At 73.1% G+C, this 18290-nt stretch carries 13 protein-coding genes; 9 read left to right on the top strand and 4 right to left on the bottom strand.

Features of this window, described 5'->3' with window-relative positions; all coding sequences use genetic code 11:
• Window positions 1-34 precede the first annotated feature (34 nt).
• Entirely contained in the window at window positions 35-2302 is a 2268-nt protein-coding gene (locus BUB75_RS08205; protein ID WP_073253732.1) for a GmrSD restriction endonuclease domain-containing protein, read from the bottom strand.
• 94 nt (window positions 2303-2396) lie between these two features.
• Here BUB75_RS08205 and BUB75_RS08210 point away from each other — a divergent pair, with 94 nt between their 5' ends.
• The 7 genes from BUB75_RS08210 to BUB75_RS08245 all read left to right on the top strand — a co-directional run bounded on the left by BUB75_RS08210 (window position 2397) and on the right by BUB75_RS08245 (window position 13020).
• On the top strand, window positions 2397-4421 hold the full coding sequence (locus tag BUB75_RS08210) for a UvrD-helicase domain-containing protein (protein ID WP_073253735.1): 2025 nt from the start codon (window positions 2397-2399) through the stop codon (window positions 4419-4421).
• 169 nt (window positions 4422-4590) lie between these two features.
• Entirely contained in the window at window positions 4591-5871 is a 1281-nt protein-coding gene (locus BUB75_RS46130; RefSeq protein ID WP_073253739.1) for a hypothetical protein, read from the top strand.
• A gap of 33 nt (window positions 5872-5904) precedes the next feature.
• Window positions 5905-7434 carry a wax ester/triacylglycerol synthase domain-containing protein gene (locus BUB75_RS08220; RefSeq protein WP_425430867.1) on the top strand — a complete coding sequence of 510 codons (1530 nt, stop codon included), beginning with the start codon at window positions 5905-5907 and terminating at the stop codon, window positions 7432-7434.
• On the top strand, window positions 7434-10076 hold the full coding sequence (locus BUB75_RS08225) for a glycerol-3-phosphate 1-O-acyltransferase (protein ID WP_073253746.1): 2643 nt from the start codon (window positions 7434-7436) through the stop codon (window positions 10074-10076). Before BUB75_RS08220 ends, BUB75_RS08225 begins: the two co-directional genes overlap by 1 nt.
• A complete protein-coding gene (locus BUB75_RS08230; protein WP_218617374.1) occupies window positions 10073-11506 on the top strand; it encodes an HAD-IB family hydrolase in 1434 nt (477 codons plus the stop codon). The genes BUB75_RS08225 and BUB75_RS08230 overlap by 4 nt, the downstream gene beginning before the upstream one ends.
• A 33-nt stretch (window positions 11507-11539) precedes the next feature.
• Window positions 11540-12211, top strand: coding sequence for a hypothetical protein (locus tag BUB75_RS46135; protein WP_178379799.1), 672 nt, complete (start codon window positions 11540-11542; stop codon window positions 12209-12211).
• Window positions 12205-13020 (top strand): hypothetical protein, encoded by an 816-nt coding sequence (locus tag BUB75_RS08245; protein ID WP_073253758.1) that lies wholly within the window; start codon window positions 12205-12207, stop codon window positions 13018-13020. The genes BUB75_RS46135 and BUB75_RS08245 overlap by 7 nt, the downstream gene beginning before the upstream one ends.
• Before the next feature lie 281 nt (window positions 13021-13301).
• On the opposite strand, the gene BUB75_RS44115 is transcribed toward BUB75_RS08245, so the two are convergent.
• A complete protein-coding gene (locus BUB75_RS44115; protein ID WP_178379800.1) occupies window positions 13302-13793 on the bottom strand; it encodes an SEC-C domain-containing protein in 492 nt (163 codons plus the stop codon).
• Between the two features lie 103 nt (window positions 13794-13896).
• Here BUB75_RS44115 and BUB75_RS08255 point away from each other — a divergent pair, with 103 nt between their 5' ends.
• Both BUB75_RS08255 and BUB75_RS08260 read left to right on the top strand, forming a co-directional pair.
• Window positions 13897-14601: a histone deacetylase gene (locus BUB75_RS08255; RefSeq protein ID WP_342761124.1), complete on the top strand. Its 705-nt coding sequence runs from the start codon at window positions 13897-13899 to the stop codon at window positions 14599-14601.
• A 635-nt stretch (window positions 14602-15236) separates the two neighbouring features.
• Complete coding sequence (locus BUB75_RS08260) at window positions 15237-15998, top strand: PP2C family protein-serine/threonine phosphatase (protein ID WP_073253764.1); 762 nt, start codon at window positions 15237-15239, stop codon at window positions 15996-15998.
• Here BUB75_RS08260 and BUB75_RS08265 read toward each other — a convergent pair whose 3' ends face one another.
• Both BUB75_RS08265 and BUB75_RS08270 read right to left on the bottom strand, forming a co-directional pair.
• Window positions 15999-16505: a GNAT family N-acetyltransferase gene (locus BUB75_RS08265; RefSeq protein ID WP_073253768.1), complete on the bottom strand. Its 507-nt coding sequence runs from the start codon at window positions 16503-16505 to the stop codon at window positions 15999-16001.
• Window positions 16506-16687: 182 nt separating this feature from the next.
• Window positions 16688-18217 (bottom strand): expansin EXLX1 family cellulose-binding protein, encoded by a 1530-nt coding sequence (locus BUB75_RS08270; RefSeq protein ID WP_073253771.1) that lies wholly within the window; start codon window positions 18215-18217, stop codon window positions 16688-16690.
• Between the last annotated feature and the right edge of the window lie 73 nt (window positions 18218-18290).

Raw genomic sequence — 18290 nt, forward strand, 5'->3', positions numbered from 1 at the left:
TCCCAGGCGTGAAGACCGGCCTCGCGGCCGGTCTTCACGCGTGAAAGCCGAACTGGGCCAGGCGGCTGCGGGCGGCGTCCAGCTCCTCCGCGGTGAACAGACCGGCGAACCGGGGGTCGAGGACCAGGGCCTCGACGGTCAGGTCGAGGCGTCCCTTCTGCCACAGCGCGGTGAACCCCGTGCTCACGGTCGCGGACGCCAGGAGGCGCTTCGCCGTCTCGACGCCGCCGTCCTCGGCCAGCATCGCGAGCAGGTACGTCGCGGAGTAGCCGGTCTCGTCCCGCGCCTGCTGGTGGATCGTCGTCATAGCCCGGTGGAACTCCGCCGCCGGGTCGGCGGCGACCACCGGGGCCGGCGCCACGACCGGCGGCGGCGCCGGCACCGGCGCGGACACGGCCCCGCCGGTCGCCTCCCGGCTCCGGCGCAGCGCGTACCCCCGCAGCGCCTCGACCGACGTGAACACCTCGTAGCCGAGCTCCGCCATCCGCGGCAGGTCGGCCCCGTCCGGGTCCAGCTCCAGGACGACCGGCGCGCCCTGGCCCGGCTGCAGACCGTCCGGCCAGACCGCCTCGGCGACCGAGAGTGCGCGGCCGGTTTCCGGGTCCGGGATCTCGGCGTCCCGCTCGGGCACCGCGAGCCCCAGCCCGATCAGCTCCTCCACCAGCGCGCCGACCTCCTCGGCCCGGATGTCGATCTCGTCGTCACCGCCGGGGCGCAGGACCATCCGCGGCAGCCGCGGTGCGTCGACCCTGGCGCCGGTGCGCAACCCTTCGAGGATCTGGTTCGCCGCCGCGGCCAGCAGCTCACGCCGCGCGGCCAGGAAGTCGCGGTACCGCTCGACCCGCCACAGCTCGGGGTCGGCGGGCAGGCACTGCGACGCGAGCAGCCCGGGATAGGCCTCGGCGGCGCGGCCCAGGAACTCCTCCGGGCGGCGGCGCGCCATCTCGGCCGCGCTCTCCGGCGTCACCAGCACGAAGTTCGCGATCGCGTTGATCTCGGTCGGCCGGTAGCCGGCCCGGGACAGCGCCGCCTTGCCGAACAGCGGTTGCACCCGCAGGCCGGCCGCGGCCGCGACCTCACCGCCGGTGCCGAAGTCCCGCGCACCGAGCACCCGGCCGACCAGGTAGACCAGCGGGTAGTAGCGGGAGCCCTTGCCCGCCCCGTCCAGGTCGCGCGGGTCGATCGTCAGGGTGTTGCCCCGCCAGCGCTCCAGCCGGGCGATCAGCTCGTCGACGCCACCCGGCCCGGAGACCGACGCGAGGTCCTGGTTGAGGTAGGTCTCGGTAGAGCCGGCGAACCGCCCCGACAGGCCTGAGTGGATGTACCAGTAGAGCGCCCGGTCCCGCTGGGCGGCGTCCCCGAACTCACCGCCGTTGTCCGAGATCAGCCGGGAGAGCACCGCGATCGCCGGGCGCCCCGGCAGCACCCGGGCGTGGTCGAGCCCGAGCCGCGCGGCGATCTCGTCTAGCGCGAGTTCGATGTGCGCGGCGGCGTCGGTCAACGCCTGCTCGAACTCGTCGGCCGAGACGTCGTCCAGCGCGGAGAACGGCGCCCGGCCGGTCGCGACCGCGTTCACGTTGCGGAGCAGCCAGTCGAGCGTGAACTCGTAACCCTCATCCGCCCAGCGCTGCAGGTAGGAGCGCATCGTCGCGCGCGCGCCCGACCACTCGGCGCAGATCTTGGCCAGCGCGAGGTCACCCTTGGAGAGCTTGGTGCCGCCGGAGTTGACCCGGTTGAAGATCTCGACGACGACGTCGGTGGTCTTGTCCGCGCCGGTGATCTGCTCGGCGTAGAACTCCTTGTCGAGCAGGTTCTGCAGTTTCATCAGCCGGCCGACGTACGACCAGTTGCGCGCGTCCGACGACAGGCGCTCCAGCTGCCACTCGGCACCGCGGACGAACAGCTCGGTGACGTCGATCCACAGCGGGTCGTTCTTCATCTTGACCGGCGCGTAGAACTCGAAGACCTCGTCGGCCACGTGGAACCGTAAGCCGGTGAACGCCGCGGGATCCCCCTCGAAGAACGCGGGCGGCCGTCCACGGGTCACGCCGTAGAGCGAAGTGACTCGCTGTTGTCCGTCCAGCAGTAACTGCCGCACTCCGCCCCCGGGGACCACGCCCCGCACGGCCTGGTCGGCGGTGTCGGTCTCCCAGACCAGCAGCGACCCCACCGGATACCCCAGGTACAGCGACCGCATGAAGCCCCGAACCTGATCGCGGTTCCAGACGTAACCACGTTGGAACTCGGGCAGGAGCATCGACCCGGAATCGATCTGGTCGAGGATCGTGCTCAACTTCGCCATCGGTCTCCCCCGGGTGCGCGGCCGACTTCCCTGGTCTACCAGACTGGGCGGGACAGGCTCGGGACGGGCGGAGCGACCGCAACGGAGGAGACTGGTGGCGCAACTCGCCGTACACGTCGAGTTCCTCGGCGAGTTCGGCCGGCTCGATCCGGCGCAGCGGGACGACGTGCGGGCCGCGCTCGCGCGGTTCCCCGAGCTCCCGGTGGAGCCGGTGCCAGGCGGCCGGGACGACCGGTTGGGCACGGTCCGCCTGACCGAGGAGCTGCGCGCGACGGTCGCCGCGCCCGACGACGTCCGATTACTGCTCGGCGTCCGGCCGGAGGCCGAGGCCGTGACGTGGGCGAAGCACCACGCGCTCGCGGTCAACGCCGCCTCCGGCGTCCTCGACGTCACCGACGTCGAGGAGCTGGAACGCCTGCTCCCCGACTACCGCAAGGCCGCGGAGGAAGCCCCGGCGCTGCTCTTCGACCGGCTGACCGACCAGCAGCTGCACCGGCTCGGTATCAGCGCGGACGTCCTGGCGGTCGCCAGGACGGTCCGCACCCTCGACCAGTTGCGGACGCTCGAGCACGCGCTGCCCGAGGCCCAGTACACGACGCTGCACCTGCTCGGTGACGGGCTGCTGCTCTCCCCGGACGGTGATCAGCCGTCGTACGCGGACGATCTCGCCGCCGCGATCCGCCGTTCGCAGGGCCGGATCGCGCTGGTGGACGGCCCGGTCGAACTGCTCGCGCTGCTCGCGATCGCGCCGTCCCGCCTACGGGTGTTCCTCCACCCCGAGCAGGAGACCGTGGCCTATCGGCCCTCGTACGCCGGGCCCGCGATCGTCTTCGGCGGCCCCGGAACGGGGAAGTCGGTGACCGCCCTGCACCGCGTCCGCCACCTGGTGACCCGGGCGGAGATCCCGCCGTCGTCGGTGCTGCTCACTTCGTTTTCGGACGAGTTGGCCGCCGCGCTGGAGCGCGACCTCGAACAAATTCTGGACGCCGGGCAGCGCACAACCGTCCGGGTGGTCAACCTGGACCGCCTGGCCGACGAGGTGGTCGCCGAGCGTCACGGCGCGCTCCGGTACGTGACCGACGACGAGTACGCCCGGCTCTGGGCGGACGCCTCCCGGCGCACCGGCGGCCGGTACGGGCCGCACTTCCTGCGCCGCGAGTGGGAGGGCGTCGTCTTCGCGCAGCGGATCGCCGACCTCGACGGGTACCTCGCCGCCGACCGGCGCGGGCGCGGCCTGCGGCTGGCCACCGCGCAGCGGCAGCAGCTCTGGCCGGGCCTCGCCGAAGCGAGCCGGGTGCTGCTGGCCACCGGCGTGTGGACTCCGCTCACCGTCGCCGACCAGGCCGCGCAGCTGCTGGCCGAGCGTCCGGAGCCGTTGTTCCGCCACGTCGTCGTCGACGAGGTGCAGGACCTGCACCCCGCGCAGTGGCGGCTGCTGCGGGCCGCGGCTGCGGCCGGGCCCGACGACCTGTTCCTCACCGGAGACCCGCACCAGCGCATCCACGGATATCGGGTGCACCTCAAAACGCTCGGTATCGACGTCGAGGGCCGGTCGACTCGGCTGACCGTGAACTACCGCACGACCGCCCAGATCCTCGGCTGGGCGATGCGGGTGCTCGCCGAGTCCGACTCGGACGACTTGGACGGCGGCGTCGACTCGATGCGCGGATACCGCTCGGCCGGGCGCGGCGCGGACCCGGAGCTGGTCGGTTACCCGAACGCGGCGGCCGAGCTGGCGGGGCTGGCCGAGGCGGTCCGGCGCTGGCACTCCGACGGCGTCGACTGGCGGGAGATCGGGGTCGCCGCCAGGACACCGCGGGTGGCACGGGGCGCCGCGGCCGCGCTCGCCGACGCGCGCGTACCGGTGGGCGAGGACGGGATCACGGTCGGCACGATGCACGGGATGAAGGGTCTGGAGTTCCGGCGAGCCGCGCTGATCGGCGTGAACGACGGTGCGGTGCCCGACCCGTCGGCGCTCACCCCCGAGGACGACGATCCACTCGGGTACGCGCTGGATCTGCAGGAGGAGCGGTCGGTGTTGTTCGTGGCCGCCACCCGGGGTCGGGAGCTGCTGCGGGTCTCCTGGTGGGGATCGCCGAGTTCGCTAATCCCCCGCTGATACGGCTCAGTATCACCAACATCCCCATATCCCTTATAAAACAGGGATTATCAATCGATACCGGGGCGTCGTCGTCGCACCACGCAAATCGGTGGAAGGATCTTGGCGTATGAGCCAACGGACGCCGAAGCGCAGGCCGTCATCAACCCGCCCGCGCTCGTCCACGCACTTGTCCCTGGCTACCCCACCGGAGTCCACTCCTCCGCCCGAGACGACCCACCCAGCCGACGCGCTGCCGGAGAACCTGGTCCGGCTGCTGTTCCGCCAGGCAGCTGACCTGGTCGAGGACGGGGACCCGATCCAAACCGAACTCTGGTGCTCGGACGTGCTGGGGGCGGTCTGGTCCGCCACGGACGGGGATCCCGCCGCCGAGGACACGTTCGCCGACGCCTGGGTGGCCGCCGCCGAAGCCGTGGACGGCACCGACCGCCCGGCGGCGCTGACCGCGCTGACCGCGTTGAGCCGGATCGCGAGCAGCGCGTCCGCCCGCCGGACCGCTGCGGCGGCCGCGGACCGGATCGCGGCCACCGGGGTACCGCGGCCACGTTGGGCAACCGCTGTGGACGACCTCTCCGCCGGAGAATGCTGGCACTACGGGGACGTGTTCGGCGACCAGGAGACGATTCTCTGCGCGTTCCGGCGCGGGCCGAACGAGCACGCGATGCTCGTCCTGATCGACCACACGCTCGGCGGCATCGCCAAGGACGTCTTTTTCACCGAGGCGGTCGCCGGCAGCCTCGCCGACCTGCAGTACGAGCTCGCCGCCACACCGGTGGCGTTCCTTGAGCCGATCGAGCCCGCAGCGGCCCGGCGCCGCCTGCAGCAGGCGTTCACGATCACCGACGGGCTGGTCGAGCCCCGGGTCAACGAGGAGCTGGCACCGCACCGGGCCCTGGCGCTGGCCAGGGTCCGGCAGCTGCCGCCGAGCATCGAGACCGTCACCCCGGAGCCGGACGTGGAGCCGGACGCGCTGATCGCCGAGTTCCTCGCCGCACCGGAGGCCGCCGATCTCCTCGACACCGACCTCGCCGGCCGCTGGGCGCGGCTGCTCGTCGACCGCGCGATCGCGCACGCCGATGTCCCCGCCCGGGTCGGGCCCGGCGTCCTCGACGAACTGCTGCTGGTCGACGTCCCCGAACACGCGCTGCTGGACGCGGCGTCGAAGAGCGCGATGCCTGCCGTCCTCACGGCCTGGACGCGCTGGGCCGGCCGCAGGCAGGGCCTGCCCACATCGGCGCTCACGTGGCTGGAGACCGCGCTTGAGGAGATGCTGGACGAGTTCCCCGAGGCCTACCGCGACCCGGACGCGGTGGCCCATCGCAACACCTGCCCGGACACCGTCGACCTCCGATCGAACCGTCCGTCCCGGCTGGCTACGCCGCTGATCTCGCCAAGTGTGTTGCGCGCCACATCCGGGGCAGGAAAAGTGGGACGCGCGCGACCGAAATAGGCAGATCGAGGCGCCGCGCCCAGACCGGGGGAGGTGGCGGTGACCGGGCTAGAACTTCCACCCAGCGCGGTAGACGTTGATTACGGGGCGCTCGGCTGGGGTGCCGGGCGGACGATGTCGGACTTCGAGGCCGGAATGTGGCGGCTGGAGGCAGCCGAGCCGCGGTTACGGTCGACGATCGCCGCGATCGACGTCCTCGACACCACGCCGGACTGGGACCGGCTCGTCGCCGCCCACGAGTGGGCGCTCGGCGTCGTACCCCGCTTCCGGATGCGGGTGGTCGATCCGCCGTTCCAGCTCGGCAAGCCGGTCTGGTCGGTCGATCCCGAGTTCGACCTGGGTTATCACCTGCGCCGGATCCGCCTGCCCGAGCCGGGCACGTTCGCGGCGGCGCTGGAACTCTGCCGCACGGTGGTCGACCGGCCGTTCGATCGGGCCCGGCCGCCGTGGGAGGCGCTACTCGTCGAAGGCCTCGCCGACGGCACCGCCATCTATCTACTCAAGACCCACCACAGCATCACCGACGGCATGGGCGGCATGCAGCTGGTGACGCTCCTGCACAGCCGCAGGCGGGAACCGACACCGGACAAACCGTCCGCGCTGCCGCCACCGCCGGAGCAGCTGAGCGGCCTCGATGCGCTCCGCGAGCAGCTCACCGACCAGATCCGCACGCTCCCGGAGACCGTGCTCAGCCGCGCGCAGGCCGGCCTGCGGCTGGCCGAGCGTGCGGTGCGCGACCCGGGCAGCGCGATCGGATTCACGCAGTCGCTGCTGCGCCTGGCGGCGCCACCGTCGTGTCCACCGTCGCCGATCCTGCGCGGGCGCGGGCTCGGCCGTCGGTTCGGCACGCTGGAGACGACGGTCGACGAGTTGCGGGGCGCCGCGAAGGCCGCGGGCGGCTCGCTGAACGACGCCTACCTGGCGGCGCTACTCGCGGGGTTCCGCCGCTACCACGAGCGGCTCGACGCACCCATCGACCTGCTGCCGATCGGGATGCCGATCAGCCTGCGCGACTCAGCCGACCCGATGGGCGGCAACCGGTTCGGCGTCGCCCGGTTCGCGGCGCCGATCGGCGTCCGGGACCCGGCCGACCGCATCCGGCGCATCCGTGAGCTGGTGCTCGACGCGCGGGCCGAGCCGGCGGCCGACATCCTGACGCTCGCCGCGCCCGCGCTGTCGCGGCTGCCGGTCGCGGCGGTGGCCCGCTGGTATCTCGGCCAGACCAGCCTGATCGACCTGCAAGCGAGCAACGTCGCCGGGATACCGGTGCCGGTATACATGGCCGGCGCCCGGATCGACCGGATGTTCCCGTTCGCGCCCGCGCCCGGCTGCGGGGTGATGGCGACGCTCGTCTCGCACACCGGCACCTGCTGCATCGGCGTCACGATCGACACCGCGGCCGTGACCGAGCCGGACGTTTTCCTCGAATGCCTCGCCGAGGGGCTGGACGAGGTGCTCGCGCTCCGCCCTGCGAAGCCGCGCACCCCGAAGAAGCGCCCGTCGTCGGGCCGGACGACCCGCGCCAAGAAGTCGACGAACGATCGGACGGAAGGAGCGCAGTGATGCGCGACGCAGAACCAGACTCCGTCCGGAGCGGGACGCTCTACCTGGTCCAGTCGGACACCCCGCAGGAACGGCAGATCATCGCGGCCTGGCTCACCGAGCAGCTGGAGAACGAGTCGGGCGACGGCGGGCGGCTGGTCGTCGACCTGACCGACGGCCGGCTCCACGAGACCATCGACAACGCCGGTGACCTGCTGGTCACCCCGCTCCGGGTGGCCTGGCTGCCGGCCGCCGAGGACGAGAAGCCGCTGACGAAGCTCCGCACGACGGTGGCCCGGATGGGTGCCCGCCGCTCGCAGTCGACCGTGCAGCGGCTGCTCGTGCGCCAGGGGGCCGACCGGTACCGGGTGCTGGTCGGCAAACCGGCGACGGTCGACGACCTGCGCGAGCGCTGGCAGCGGCTGGCGTCCAAGGACGGCTTCGACAGCTTCGTGCGGCGGCAGGCCGTGCTCGCGCTCGACCGTGCCGAGCGCGCCCTGATCGGCAGCCAGTACAAGGTCGCCCGCTACGTGGTGGAGGAGATCACCGCGAGCCCGCGCTTCCGTGCCGGCGTCGAGAAGCTCGCGGACGAGCTGGACCTGCCGGTCGCGGAGGTCAGCCAGCGGGCGCTGGGCGCGCTGCACCAGATGGTCGCGGCACAGGACCGCCGGGCGATCGATGCCTGGAACCGGCTCGGCCGGTACTTCTCCCGCGCCTACCGGGTGGTCGTCGACGACTCGAAGGCCGACGACCTGCGCGAGCTCGGGCGCAAGTACCCGCTGGTCTTCCTGCCCAGCCACCGCTCCTATCTCGATCCGCTGGTGCTCCGCCCGGCGCTGCTGGCACACGGCCTGCCGCTCAACCACGTGATGGGCGGGATCAACATCGACTTCTGGCCGGTCGGGCCGCTCACCCGGCGCAGCGGCTACGTGTTCATCCGGCGCAGCATCGCCGACGACGCGGTGTACCGCTGGGTGCTCCGCGAGTACATGGGTTACCTGCTCTCCAAGCGCTTCAACCTGGAGTGGTACATCGAGGGCGGGCGCAGCCGCACCGGCAAGCTCCGTCCGCCCCGCTACGGGCTGCTCACCTACCTGGCCGAAGCGTTCCGGTCCAGCGGCGCCGAGGACGTGTACCTGGTACCGGTCTCGCTCAGCTACGACCAGCTCTACGAGGTCGGCGTGATGGCCGAGGAGGCGCACGGCGCCGCGAAGTCGCCGGAGAGCTTCGCCTGGCTGCTGAAGTTCAACCGGGCACAGAACAACCAGCGCGGATGCGTCCAGGTGCGGTTCGGCGAGCCGCTCTCGCTGCGGCAGGCGCTCGCCGACGCGCCGGACACCCGGCTCGCGGTGCAGAAGACCGCGTTCGAGGTCTGCCACCGGATCAACGAGGCGAGCCCGGTGATGCCCCGGTCGCTGGTGACGCTGGCGCTGCTGGGGATCGAGGACCGGGCGCTGACCGTCTCCGAGGTCGCCGCCGTCCTCGATCCGCTGACCGGGTACTTCGAGGCCCGTCAGCTGGCCACCCGCACCGGGCTCGGGCTCGCCGACGAGCGCGGCGTCCGCCACACGCTGGACGAGCTGGCGAGCTCGGGCGTCGTCGAGCGTTACGACAAGGGCACCGAGCCGGTCTACCGGATCGGCCCCGACCAGCACCTGGTCGCCGCGTTCTATCGGAACAACACGATCCACTTCCTGGTCACGCGGGCGGTGGCCGAGCTCATGCTGCAGGCCATCGCCGATGGGCAACCCGCCCCGGCGGATCTGATCGACTACGGCTGGAAGGCCGCGCTCGCGCTGCGCGACCTGCTGAAGTTCGAGTTCTTCTTCAGCGACAAGGACGCGTTCCGCTCCGAGCTGCACCGCGAGCTGGCCTTGATCGACCCGGAGTGGCGGGCGCGCCTCGCCGATCCGGACGGCGCCGCGACGCTGCTGGCCTCGGTTCGGCCGCACCTGGCCCACCGGGTCCTGCAGCCGTATCTGGAGGCGTACTGGGTGGTCGCCCAGCGGCTGGCCGCCCGCGACCCGCGGCAGCCGGTGGAGGCCAAGGCGTTCACCCGGGAGTGCCTCGACGTCGCCAAGCAGCTCCGGATGCAGCAGCAGTTGGCGAGCACCGAGTCGATCTCGGGTGAGTTGTTCGCGACCGCGCTCAAGCTGGCCGCGAACCACGACCTGGTCGACCCGGGGCGGGACGAGGTGCAGCAGGCCCGGCAGGAGTTCGCCGCGGAGATCACCGGCTGGGTGGAGCGGGTCCGCCGGGTGCGGGCGCTCGCGCTCGGCGAGACCGGCCACTCCGACGCCCCGGCCGAAGACGCCCTGCCCGGATACGCCCTGCCCGGAGACGCCCTGCCCGGAGACGCCCTGCCCGGAGACGCCCTGCCCGACGGCGGTCCGGCCGATGACGGCCTGCCCACAGCGGAACCGGCCGACGCCGGCAGCTCCGACCCGGATGGCCCCGAAGCCGCCGCGCCTCAGCCCGGCAGTTCCGACGCGGATGGCCCCGGAGCCGCCGCGCCCCAGCCCGGCAGCTCCGACCCGGCCGGCCCCGGAGCTGCCCCGCAGCCGCCCGGCGGCTCCGGGACGGCCGGGACCGGAGGGAACGAGAGCGTCGCGTCGCCTGCTGTGACCGTGAGTGCCCGTCGACCGGGGGTATCTCGAGCGTGAAGCTGAACGATCGGCTGGCGGCGATCGCCGCCGGCCCGCAGGGGCCGTCCGTCGGCGCGTTCTTCGACCTCGACGGGACGCTGATCGACGGGTACACCGCCGTCGCCGTGTACCGCGACCGGATCCGGAAGCGGGACGTCGGCCTGGCCGAGCTCGGACGGACGCTCGGGCTGGCGCTGGACATGCGCTTGCGCGGTGCCGACCTCGACGCGCTGGCCGCGTTCGCGGTCCGGGCGCTGGCCGGACGCCAGGAGGAGGACCTCGAGGAGTGGGGCGAGCGGCTGTTCCGGCAGCAGATCGCCGGGCTGATCTACCCCGGGGCGCGCCGGCTCGTCGAGGCGCACCGGCGGGCCGGGCACACGCTCGTGATGGCGACGTCCGCGACCTGGTTCCAAGCCGGGCCGGTGGCCAAGGACATGGAGTTCGACGAGGTGCTCTGCACCCGGCACAGCGTCAAGGACGGCATGCTCACCGGCGACCTGGCCGCGGGGTCGCTCTGGGGCCCGGCCAAGGCCCGCGCGGTCGAGGCGCACGCCGCGGAAGTGGGCATCTCGCTCACCGAGAGCTACGCGTACTCCAACGGCGCCGAGGACGTGCCGTTCCTGGCGGTGGCCGGGTACCCGTGCGCGCTGAACCCGGACGGCGACCTGCCAGCGGCCGCGCTGCTGCACGACTGGCCGGTGATGCGGCTCGACCCGCCGGGCAGCCGGTTCGGGGCGGCCGCCCTGGTCCGGACCGGTGTCGCGCTGGGTGCGCTGCTGGGGTCGGTCGGGCTGAGCACCGGCGTCGGGTTGCTGAGCCGTTCGCGGGCGACCGCCGCGAACCTGGCCGGCTCGATCGGTCCGGACCTGGCGCTGACGCTCGCCGGGGTTCGGGTGGAGGTCACCGGCGAGCACCACCTCTGGGCGCGGCGTCCGGCCGTGTTCATGTTCAACCACCAGAGCGGCCTGGATCTGGCGATCGTAGGCAGTCTGATCCGGCGGGACGTCACCGCGGTGGTCAAGAAGGAGGCCCGGTCCGACCCGCGGTTCGCGGCGATCGGCGCGCTGCTCGACGTCGCGTACGTCGATCGCGCGGCCGGGCGGGGACGCGCGGCGCTGGAGCCGGCCGTGGCGAAGCTGCGGGCCGGTGTGTCGATCGCGATCGCGCCGGAGGGCACCCGGTCGCCGACGCCACGTCTCGGGCGGTTCAAGAAGGGTGGCTTCCACCTGGCCGTGGAGGCGGCCGTGCCGATCGTCCCGATCGTGATCCGCAACGCCGGTGACCTGATGTGGCGGGACTCGCTGCTCGTCCACCCGGGCACCGTGGAGGTCGCGGTGCTGGAGCCGATCGAGACCGCGGAGTGGCCTGCGGACGAGGTCGACAAGCTCGTGGACGTCGTCCGCACCCAGTTCGATTCCACGCTCCGGCACTGGCCTGTGGAAAATTGAAACGTGTTGTGATCGGGTCGCTACCGTTGATGCATGTGGACGGTGCGAGCGCTGGTGGTCGCCTGCCTGCTCGTGGGCGCGGCGTGTAGCGGCGCCGAGCCCTACGGTTCGCTCCCACCCGCCGCGAGCGCCCCGCCAGGTGCGTCAACCGGGGCCGCGCCCACTGGGGCGGCCTCGGCGGGGCCGACCGCGGCCGACGCCGGGCGGAGCGGGACCGAAGCGGGGCGGAGCGGGACCGAAGCGGGGCGGAGCGGGACCGAAGCGGGGCGGAGCGGGACCGAAGCGGGGCGGAGCGGGGCCGAGGTTCGCGCGGCGGAGGCGGAGGCGCTCGCGCAGTACCTGCGGTTCTGGACCGACGCGCTGCCGGCCGCGGCTGCCGCGCCCGCCACCCGCAGGCGCACGCTGCTGGCGCCGGTGACGGCCGAGCCGCAGCTGACCCACCTGGTGCGGAGCCTCGCCGTGCTGGACGCCGAGGGGCAGCGCAGCTACGGGCGGGACGTGCCGCTGCACCAGACCGTCCGGATCGAGGGCGCGCTAGCGTTCGTCGAGGGGTGTCTGGACTCCACCGGATCGGGTGTCGCCGACGCCGACGGCCCGGTGACCCGCGGCGTGGCCCGGAACCCGGTGCGTGCGAACCTCACCCGCGGCACCGACGGCACCTGGCGCGTCTCCGCCGTGACCTACCCCCGAGGCACGACGTGCTGACGCGAGCCGCCGCGCTGACCCGGGGCGGCGTGCTGGCATGGGGCGCGGCCTGGCTGGTCGCGGTGGCGATCGTGCTGGCGGCGACGCCAGCACAGGGCGGGGACGACCCGGTCACGGTGACCGGTGACAACCGGCGATCAGTGGACATCACCGTGCGCGACGACCGGCACGGCCGCACGCGTCCGCGCCCACCGACCGCAGCGGACGCTCCGGAGGCGTGGGACGACGCCTGCACGGTGCCGAACGCGTCGGCGAACCTGCTCTGCAACGTCGGCACCGGCTCAGCTCCCGGCGGGCCGCCGGACGACGTCGTCGCGCTAGCGGTCGAAGCGCGGAGCCGCCTGACGATCCCGCTTCCCACGCCGTCCCTGCGGCCGCTCGTCCGGTTCGCCGACGGGGCGTCCGGCGGGCTCACCGGCACCCCCACCTGGCTGTGGATCAACTCGGCGCACTGGCGGACGCCGCTCTCCCGCGAGGTGCGGGCGGGCGCGGTGATCGCCGTGGTCAGCGCCGCGCCGGTCCGCGTCACCTGGTGGCCGGGGGACGGCTCGCGGGTCACCTGCCGTACCTCCGGAACGCCGTTGACCGACGCCACCCACGGCCCGACCGGCTCCCCCGACTGCGGCCACACCTACCGCCGGACGTCCGTGGACCAGCCGGGCGGCGGCTACCGGACGAGGGTCGGCGTCACCTGGGCGGTGACCTGGGCCGGTTCGGACGGCAGCGGCGGCGCGCTCGCTCCGCTGGTGGTCACCGCGGAGGTCAGCTATCCGGTCCGCGACGGCCGCGCCGAACTGGTCGCCCCCTAAGCGCGGCGGCCACGAACGTCCACCGGCTCGCCCGCACCGTGCGGCCCGCGGGATGACGGGTTTTCAGGCTGTAACCGAGGGCCGATCGCGCGCACTTCGGCGGGTCCCAGGGCACCCAAGACACGATGAAACGCGGATCAGTCTTGTTATAGCTGGTCTAATCCGCTTTTCATGAGCCCCGCCACCCCGCCACCCCGCCACCCCGCCGCCCCGCCGCCCCGCCGCCCCCGGCGCGGCGCGGCGCGGCAACCACGGCGGCACCCGCCGGCCCCCGAGCGGGATCAGATCGCCGCGCAGCACTCGCGGTAGGTCCGCCCGGAGCCGCACCAGCACTTCTGCCGCTGCGCAGGCGGCCAGGACGTCACGGTCCCCGCCCGCCCCAGCTCCGCCGCGTAGGCCGCACGGGTCTCCGATCCCGCGGCGTCGAATTCTCGGGCGGCGGCGAACTCCACCAGCCCGTCGACGGTCAGCGACGCGACGCCCAGCGTCGCGCCGGAGTCCTCTGCGTGCCGCCGGAGCATGTCCTCGACCATCCGCCGGTGCGTGTCGTGGTCGTCGCCGTACTCGGGGACGAACTGCGGCCAGCGCGCGGCCATCGCGTCCCACTGCTCGGCGGGCCAGTAGACCAGCACCCGCACGACCTTCTTGGGCTTCTTCTTCCGCGCCGCACCGTCGCTCCGCATCCGCGAGAGGCTGCGTAGCAACGAGTCGACGCGGGCATCCAGCGTCGGCTCGGCGGGTCGCTTACCAGGGCCCTCGCCAGACGCAGTCACAGTACGAAGCGTACGACCCGGGGTGGCCGCCCGGCCCGGCGGCCGCACCGGCGACACTCGATCGGTGACCGAGCTGGTGTGGTACGTCGCGTACGGGTCGAACATGCACGCCGACCGGCTGCGCTACTACCTCGCCGGTGGACGCCCGGTCGGAGCCGCGCGCACCTATCCGGGCTGCCGCGACCCTCGCCCGCCCCGCCGCACGATGCCGGTCTTCCTGCCCGGCGGCGTCTACTTCGCGCTGGAATCCCGCACGTGGACGGGCGGCATGGCGTTCTACGACCCGACGCTGCCCGGCCGCGCCGCCGCCCGCGCGTACCTGCTGACCGCCGGCCAGTTCGCCGACGTCGCCGCCCAGGAGATGGCCCGGCACCCCGACGTCGACCTGGACCTCACCGAGGTGCTGACCACCGGCCGCGCGTGTCTCGGGCCGGGGCGGTACGAGACGCTGGTACGTCCCGGCGACCTCGACGGACACCCGATGCTGACGTTCACCGCGCCGTGGTCCTGCGCCGACGTCGAGCCCAACCCGCCGGCGGCGCGGTACCTGGGGATGATCGCGAGCGGCCTATACGAGGCACACGGCTGGGACGCCGACACGCTCGTCGCGTACCTCGCCGAGCGGCCGGGCGTCCGCGGGCACTGGACGACGGACCGCGTCGTCGACACGCTGACCGGGCGGTTCAGACGAGGGGCGGCGGTGGCACCGACCCCGAGAGCCGGGAACCGAACGCCAATTGCCACCGGGAAAACGGGTAACCAAGAATTCGTTCGTAACAACCACCGCGGTGCGGAGCGGAATAGCTGATTCGCCGCCCGTCCGGAACGGAAATGACCGCACGCACCGGATGATCCCCTGGTCGCCGGTGGCACACGGTCAGCGTCCGGGCGCGCCTGGCGTCGTGCTCGGACGCGTCGAGCCAGGCCTCCCCGGCCACGCCCGCGCCGCGCCGGGCGTCCAGATACGTCTGATGGCTGCCGCCCTCGGCGAAGTACCGGACGTGAAACGTGATCCGGTCGACCGCGCCGGGCGGCGGGACGAACAAGAGCAGAAAACCGACCCCGGCCGCTGCCGAACGCAACCCATTCATAAAGCGCCTCCTCGCAGAATTCGAGGACTAAAGAATGCGCGCGAATACCGTCCGGAATCGTCCGTCCACCGGCCGCCGAGTTGTCCCCAGATCGGCGCCGGACGCTTGACGGAGAGGCCGGCAACCGGGCCACCACCGGACGCGGTGGCGACGAGTCGGTACCATCCGCGCGGTGACGTCGGTCAACGGCGTCCACAGTGAGTCCCGGTCCGGGCTGCGGCGTCCCCACGCGCGACGAGCGGTGGTGAACCGCGTCCCGGACGCTGCTTTCCGTGCCGAGCGGCGCGGAAAGCAGCACAGGATGCTGGCGGGGCATAGCCTGTCGCCACAGAGCCGGTAGAGGAGGTCCACGGTGACCAGGGTCGACGTAGTCGCGGTGACGCACCGCGGCCTGGTCCGCGGCCGCAACGAGGACACTCTGGCGGTCGCGGGGTTCCTCTCCGGCGCGTTCGAGAACGAGCCCGTGCGGCTCGAGGTGAACACCGGTCGCGCGGTGTCGTTCCTCGTCGCGGACGGGCTGGGGGGCCACGTCGAGGGCTTCCGGGCCAGCCGGCTCGCCGCCGCGCTGCTCAGCGACGCCACGCCCGAGCTGCATGACGAAGAGACCATCGTTGCCGCCGTCCGGGGCGCCAGCGACGCGGTGTTCGCCGAGATGGCTCACAACCCCGACTGGTACGGCATGGGGACGACCGTGGTCGGGCTGGTGCTCGACGGTGACCGCGCGTTCTGCCTGAACGTCGGCGACAGCCGCTGCTACCGGGTGGCCGACGACGGATCGCTCGAACAGCTCTCGATCGACGACTCGCCGCCGCTCGACCCGGCGTCCGGTCGGCGCTTCACCACGATCGTCACGCAGACCCTCGGCGGCACCCGCCAGGAGAGCATCATCCACCCGCACGTCTCCGAGCACCGGGTGGTGCCGGGCGACCGCTTCCTGCTCTGCAGCGACGGCCTCACCGACTACAGCGAGCCGGAGGCCCTGCCTGCCGCGCTGGCGAACCCGCACGCCGACCCGGTCGACAGCGTCAACGCGCTGCTGCACGCCGCGTTCGAGGGTGGCGGCAAGGACAACGTGTCGATCATCCTGCTGAAGGTCGTGGAGATCGGGGACTGATCACGCCGCGGCGGGCGGAAGCGTCCGCCGCAGCACCGCGCAGTGGGAGCGCCTGCGCACCACCCGCCCGCCGGCGTCGATGTCGTCCCACTCCTCGTCCTGCTCCCGGGTGACCCGGTAGCCCAGCCGCTCGTACAGGCGCCTGGCACCGGTATTCGCGGCGTCCACGCCCAGCTCGGCGTGCGCCAGCCCACGCTGTCTGATCCGGTCCTCGGCGGCGCGCACGAGCAGCGTCCCGAGCCCGCAGGAACGGAACGCCGGATGCACGACGAACTGCCACAGCCAGCCCGCGTCGGGGCGGCGACGGTAGTCGACGCCGCCGACGCCTAGCGGAAGGTCACTCGGGCCACACACGGCCAGGTAGTCGACGGCTCCGGACGTGCGTCTGCCCAGCGCGGCGGAGATGTAGCGCAGGTGGGTCGGTGTACCCGTCCACGCGCACGCCGCGAGGTCCTCGTGGAGGAGATCGCGGACGACCAGGTCGACGGTGACCGTGGCGGAGGCCATGCGGTCATTGTCGACTGCTCTGCACGAGCGCGGGGCCGAACGGCCCCCGCGCTCAACTCATCGGGACGACCGCGGCTGACCGGCAGGCGGACGACTGAGCTGCGGGCCGATCGGGCCTCGTCGCGCCGACGCCGGACGCCGCCGTCCGCGCTTGGGCAACAACCGTCGTCGCCCTCCTGGGCCTAGCCACATGAGTTCCGCCCCGTGGATTTGGCCGTCGCTTCCGCGGCGCGAGGTACCGCCAGGGACGACGACGGCGCTGGGTTCGCCGCGATCTCCTCGGACGCATCGGCGTCCGGGGTGACTGCGGTGTCCGTCTGGTTCTCGGTCTGGTCACTGCTTCCGGCGGCCGCCGCCAGGGTGGCGTCGGTCGTGGATTCGGCGTCGGCGGGCTGCGGGGAGCCCGCCGACCTGGTCGTCGTCGACGCCTTGGGCGTCGGCGAGTTGCTCGGCGGGGCGCTCAGCGTGCCATCGCCGATCGCCACCGCGGACTCCTGCACGGTGCCCGGGCTGAGCGTCACGTTCGGGATCGTCGCGGTGCGGCCCGCGTTGTCGGTGACCCGCACCGAGAACGGACCGTCGCCGACGCCTCCCTCGGCGACCCAGTAGTTGAACGACGTGCGGCTGAGCGCGGTGAACGCGGTTCCGGACGCGCTGACTTCGACCTTCGTCAGCGGGTTGCCGTGGTTGTCGATCAGCAGCGCCAGCCAGAACGCCGACGAGCCTTCCTTGACCCGGACGCTGAGGTTCGCGGGGACGGCCGGGTCGGCGACCGCCTTGAACGTCACCGGAACGAGCCCGGCCTCCGGGTCGGCGATCCGGGCGAACGCCGTGCGGCTCAGGTCGATGTGGTCGGCTGCGCACTCCGGGCACTGGTCGACGACCTTGACCCGGACGCTGCCCGAGGGCCCGGTGACGTCGAGGTAACCGCCGCAGGCCGCCGCGTCCGAGTACGCGTCCGGGCCGAGCGCGACGTAGAGGTCGTCGGCCGGCAGCGTCGGGTACGAGCAGTTGCCGGTACCGCCGTCGTAGAACGTGGCCTGGCCGGTGGTCTCCACGCCGGCGGGCAGTACCGCGGCGCACGCGGTGCCGGCGAACTGCGCGACACCGGTGACGAACGCGACCGAGCAGAGCACCGCACCGCCGGTCAGGCTCGGCGCGAACCAGCGACGCCGGAACAGCCGGCGTAACCCGGCCAGCCGCCCGGTGGCCGAGTTGGCCGCGGGCTGCCGCGCGATCAGCTGCGTGTCCGCCGAAGCCCCACCGGCGCCCCCGCCCTGGAACCCGGCCGGCCCGCCGACGGCCCCAGCCGATCCCGCAAAGGACCCGCCGGCTCCCGCAAAGGACCCGCCGGCTCCCGCGAAGGACCCGCCAGCTCCGGCAGCGGTCCCGGCCGTGGGCCGCGGCGACCGCGTGTCGAAGGACGGCGTGGCCGCGCGCTCCGAGGTCAGCGGGCCGGAGGCCCGCGCCTCGAGAGCACCCGCGATCGCACCGGTAGCCGCGCCCGGGGCGGAGCGCCGCCGGGGCTCGGGGTCGCGGTGGCGACCGCGGCCGGACGCCGGATCAGCGATCGCGCGCAGCTCACCGGTGTTCTCCGACCAGCTGCGAGCCTTGGCGCCACCGTCTCGGGACCGCGGTGCTCCGAAGAAGTCGGTCTCGGCCAGCAGATCTCGCGCGTCGTCCGTGCCGTCGTCCCGACGCGGCCGGGTCACGCGTGAACGCCTTCGTCGAGCGACGCCCTGCTGGCCAAGCTGTTGCCTCCACCGCTCCACGCCGGACGCACCC

It is taken from the genome of Cryptosporangium aurantiacum (assembly GCF_900143005.1).
GTDB lineage: Bacteria > Actinomycetota > Actinomycetes > Mycobacteriales > Cryptosporangiaceae > Cryptosporangium > Cryptosporangium aurantiacum.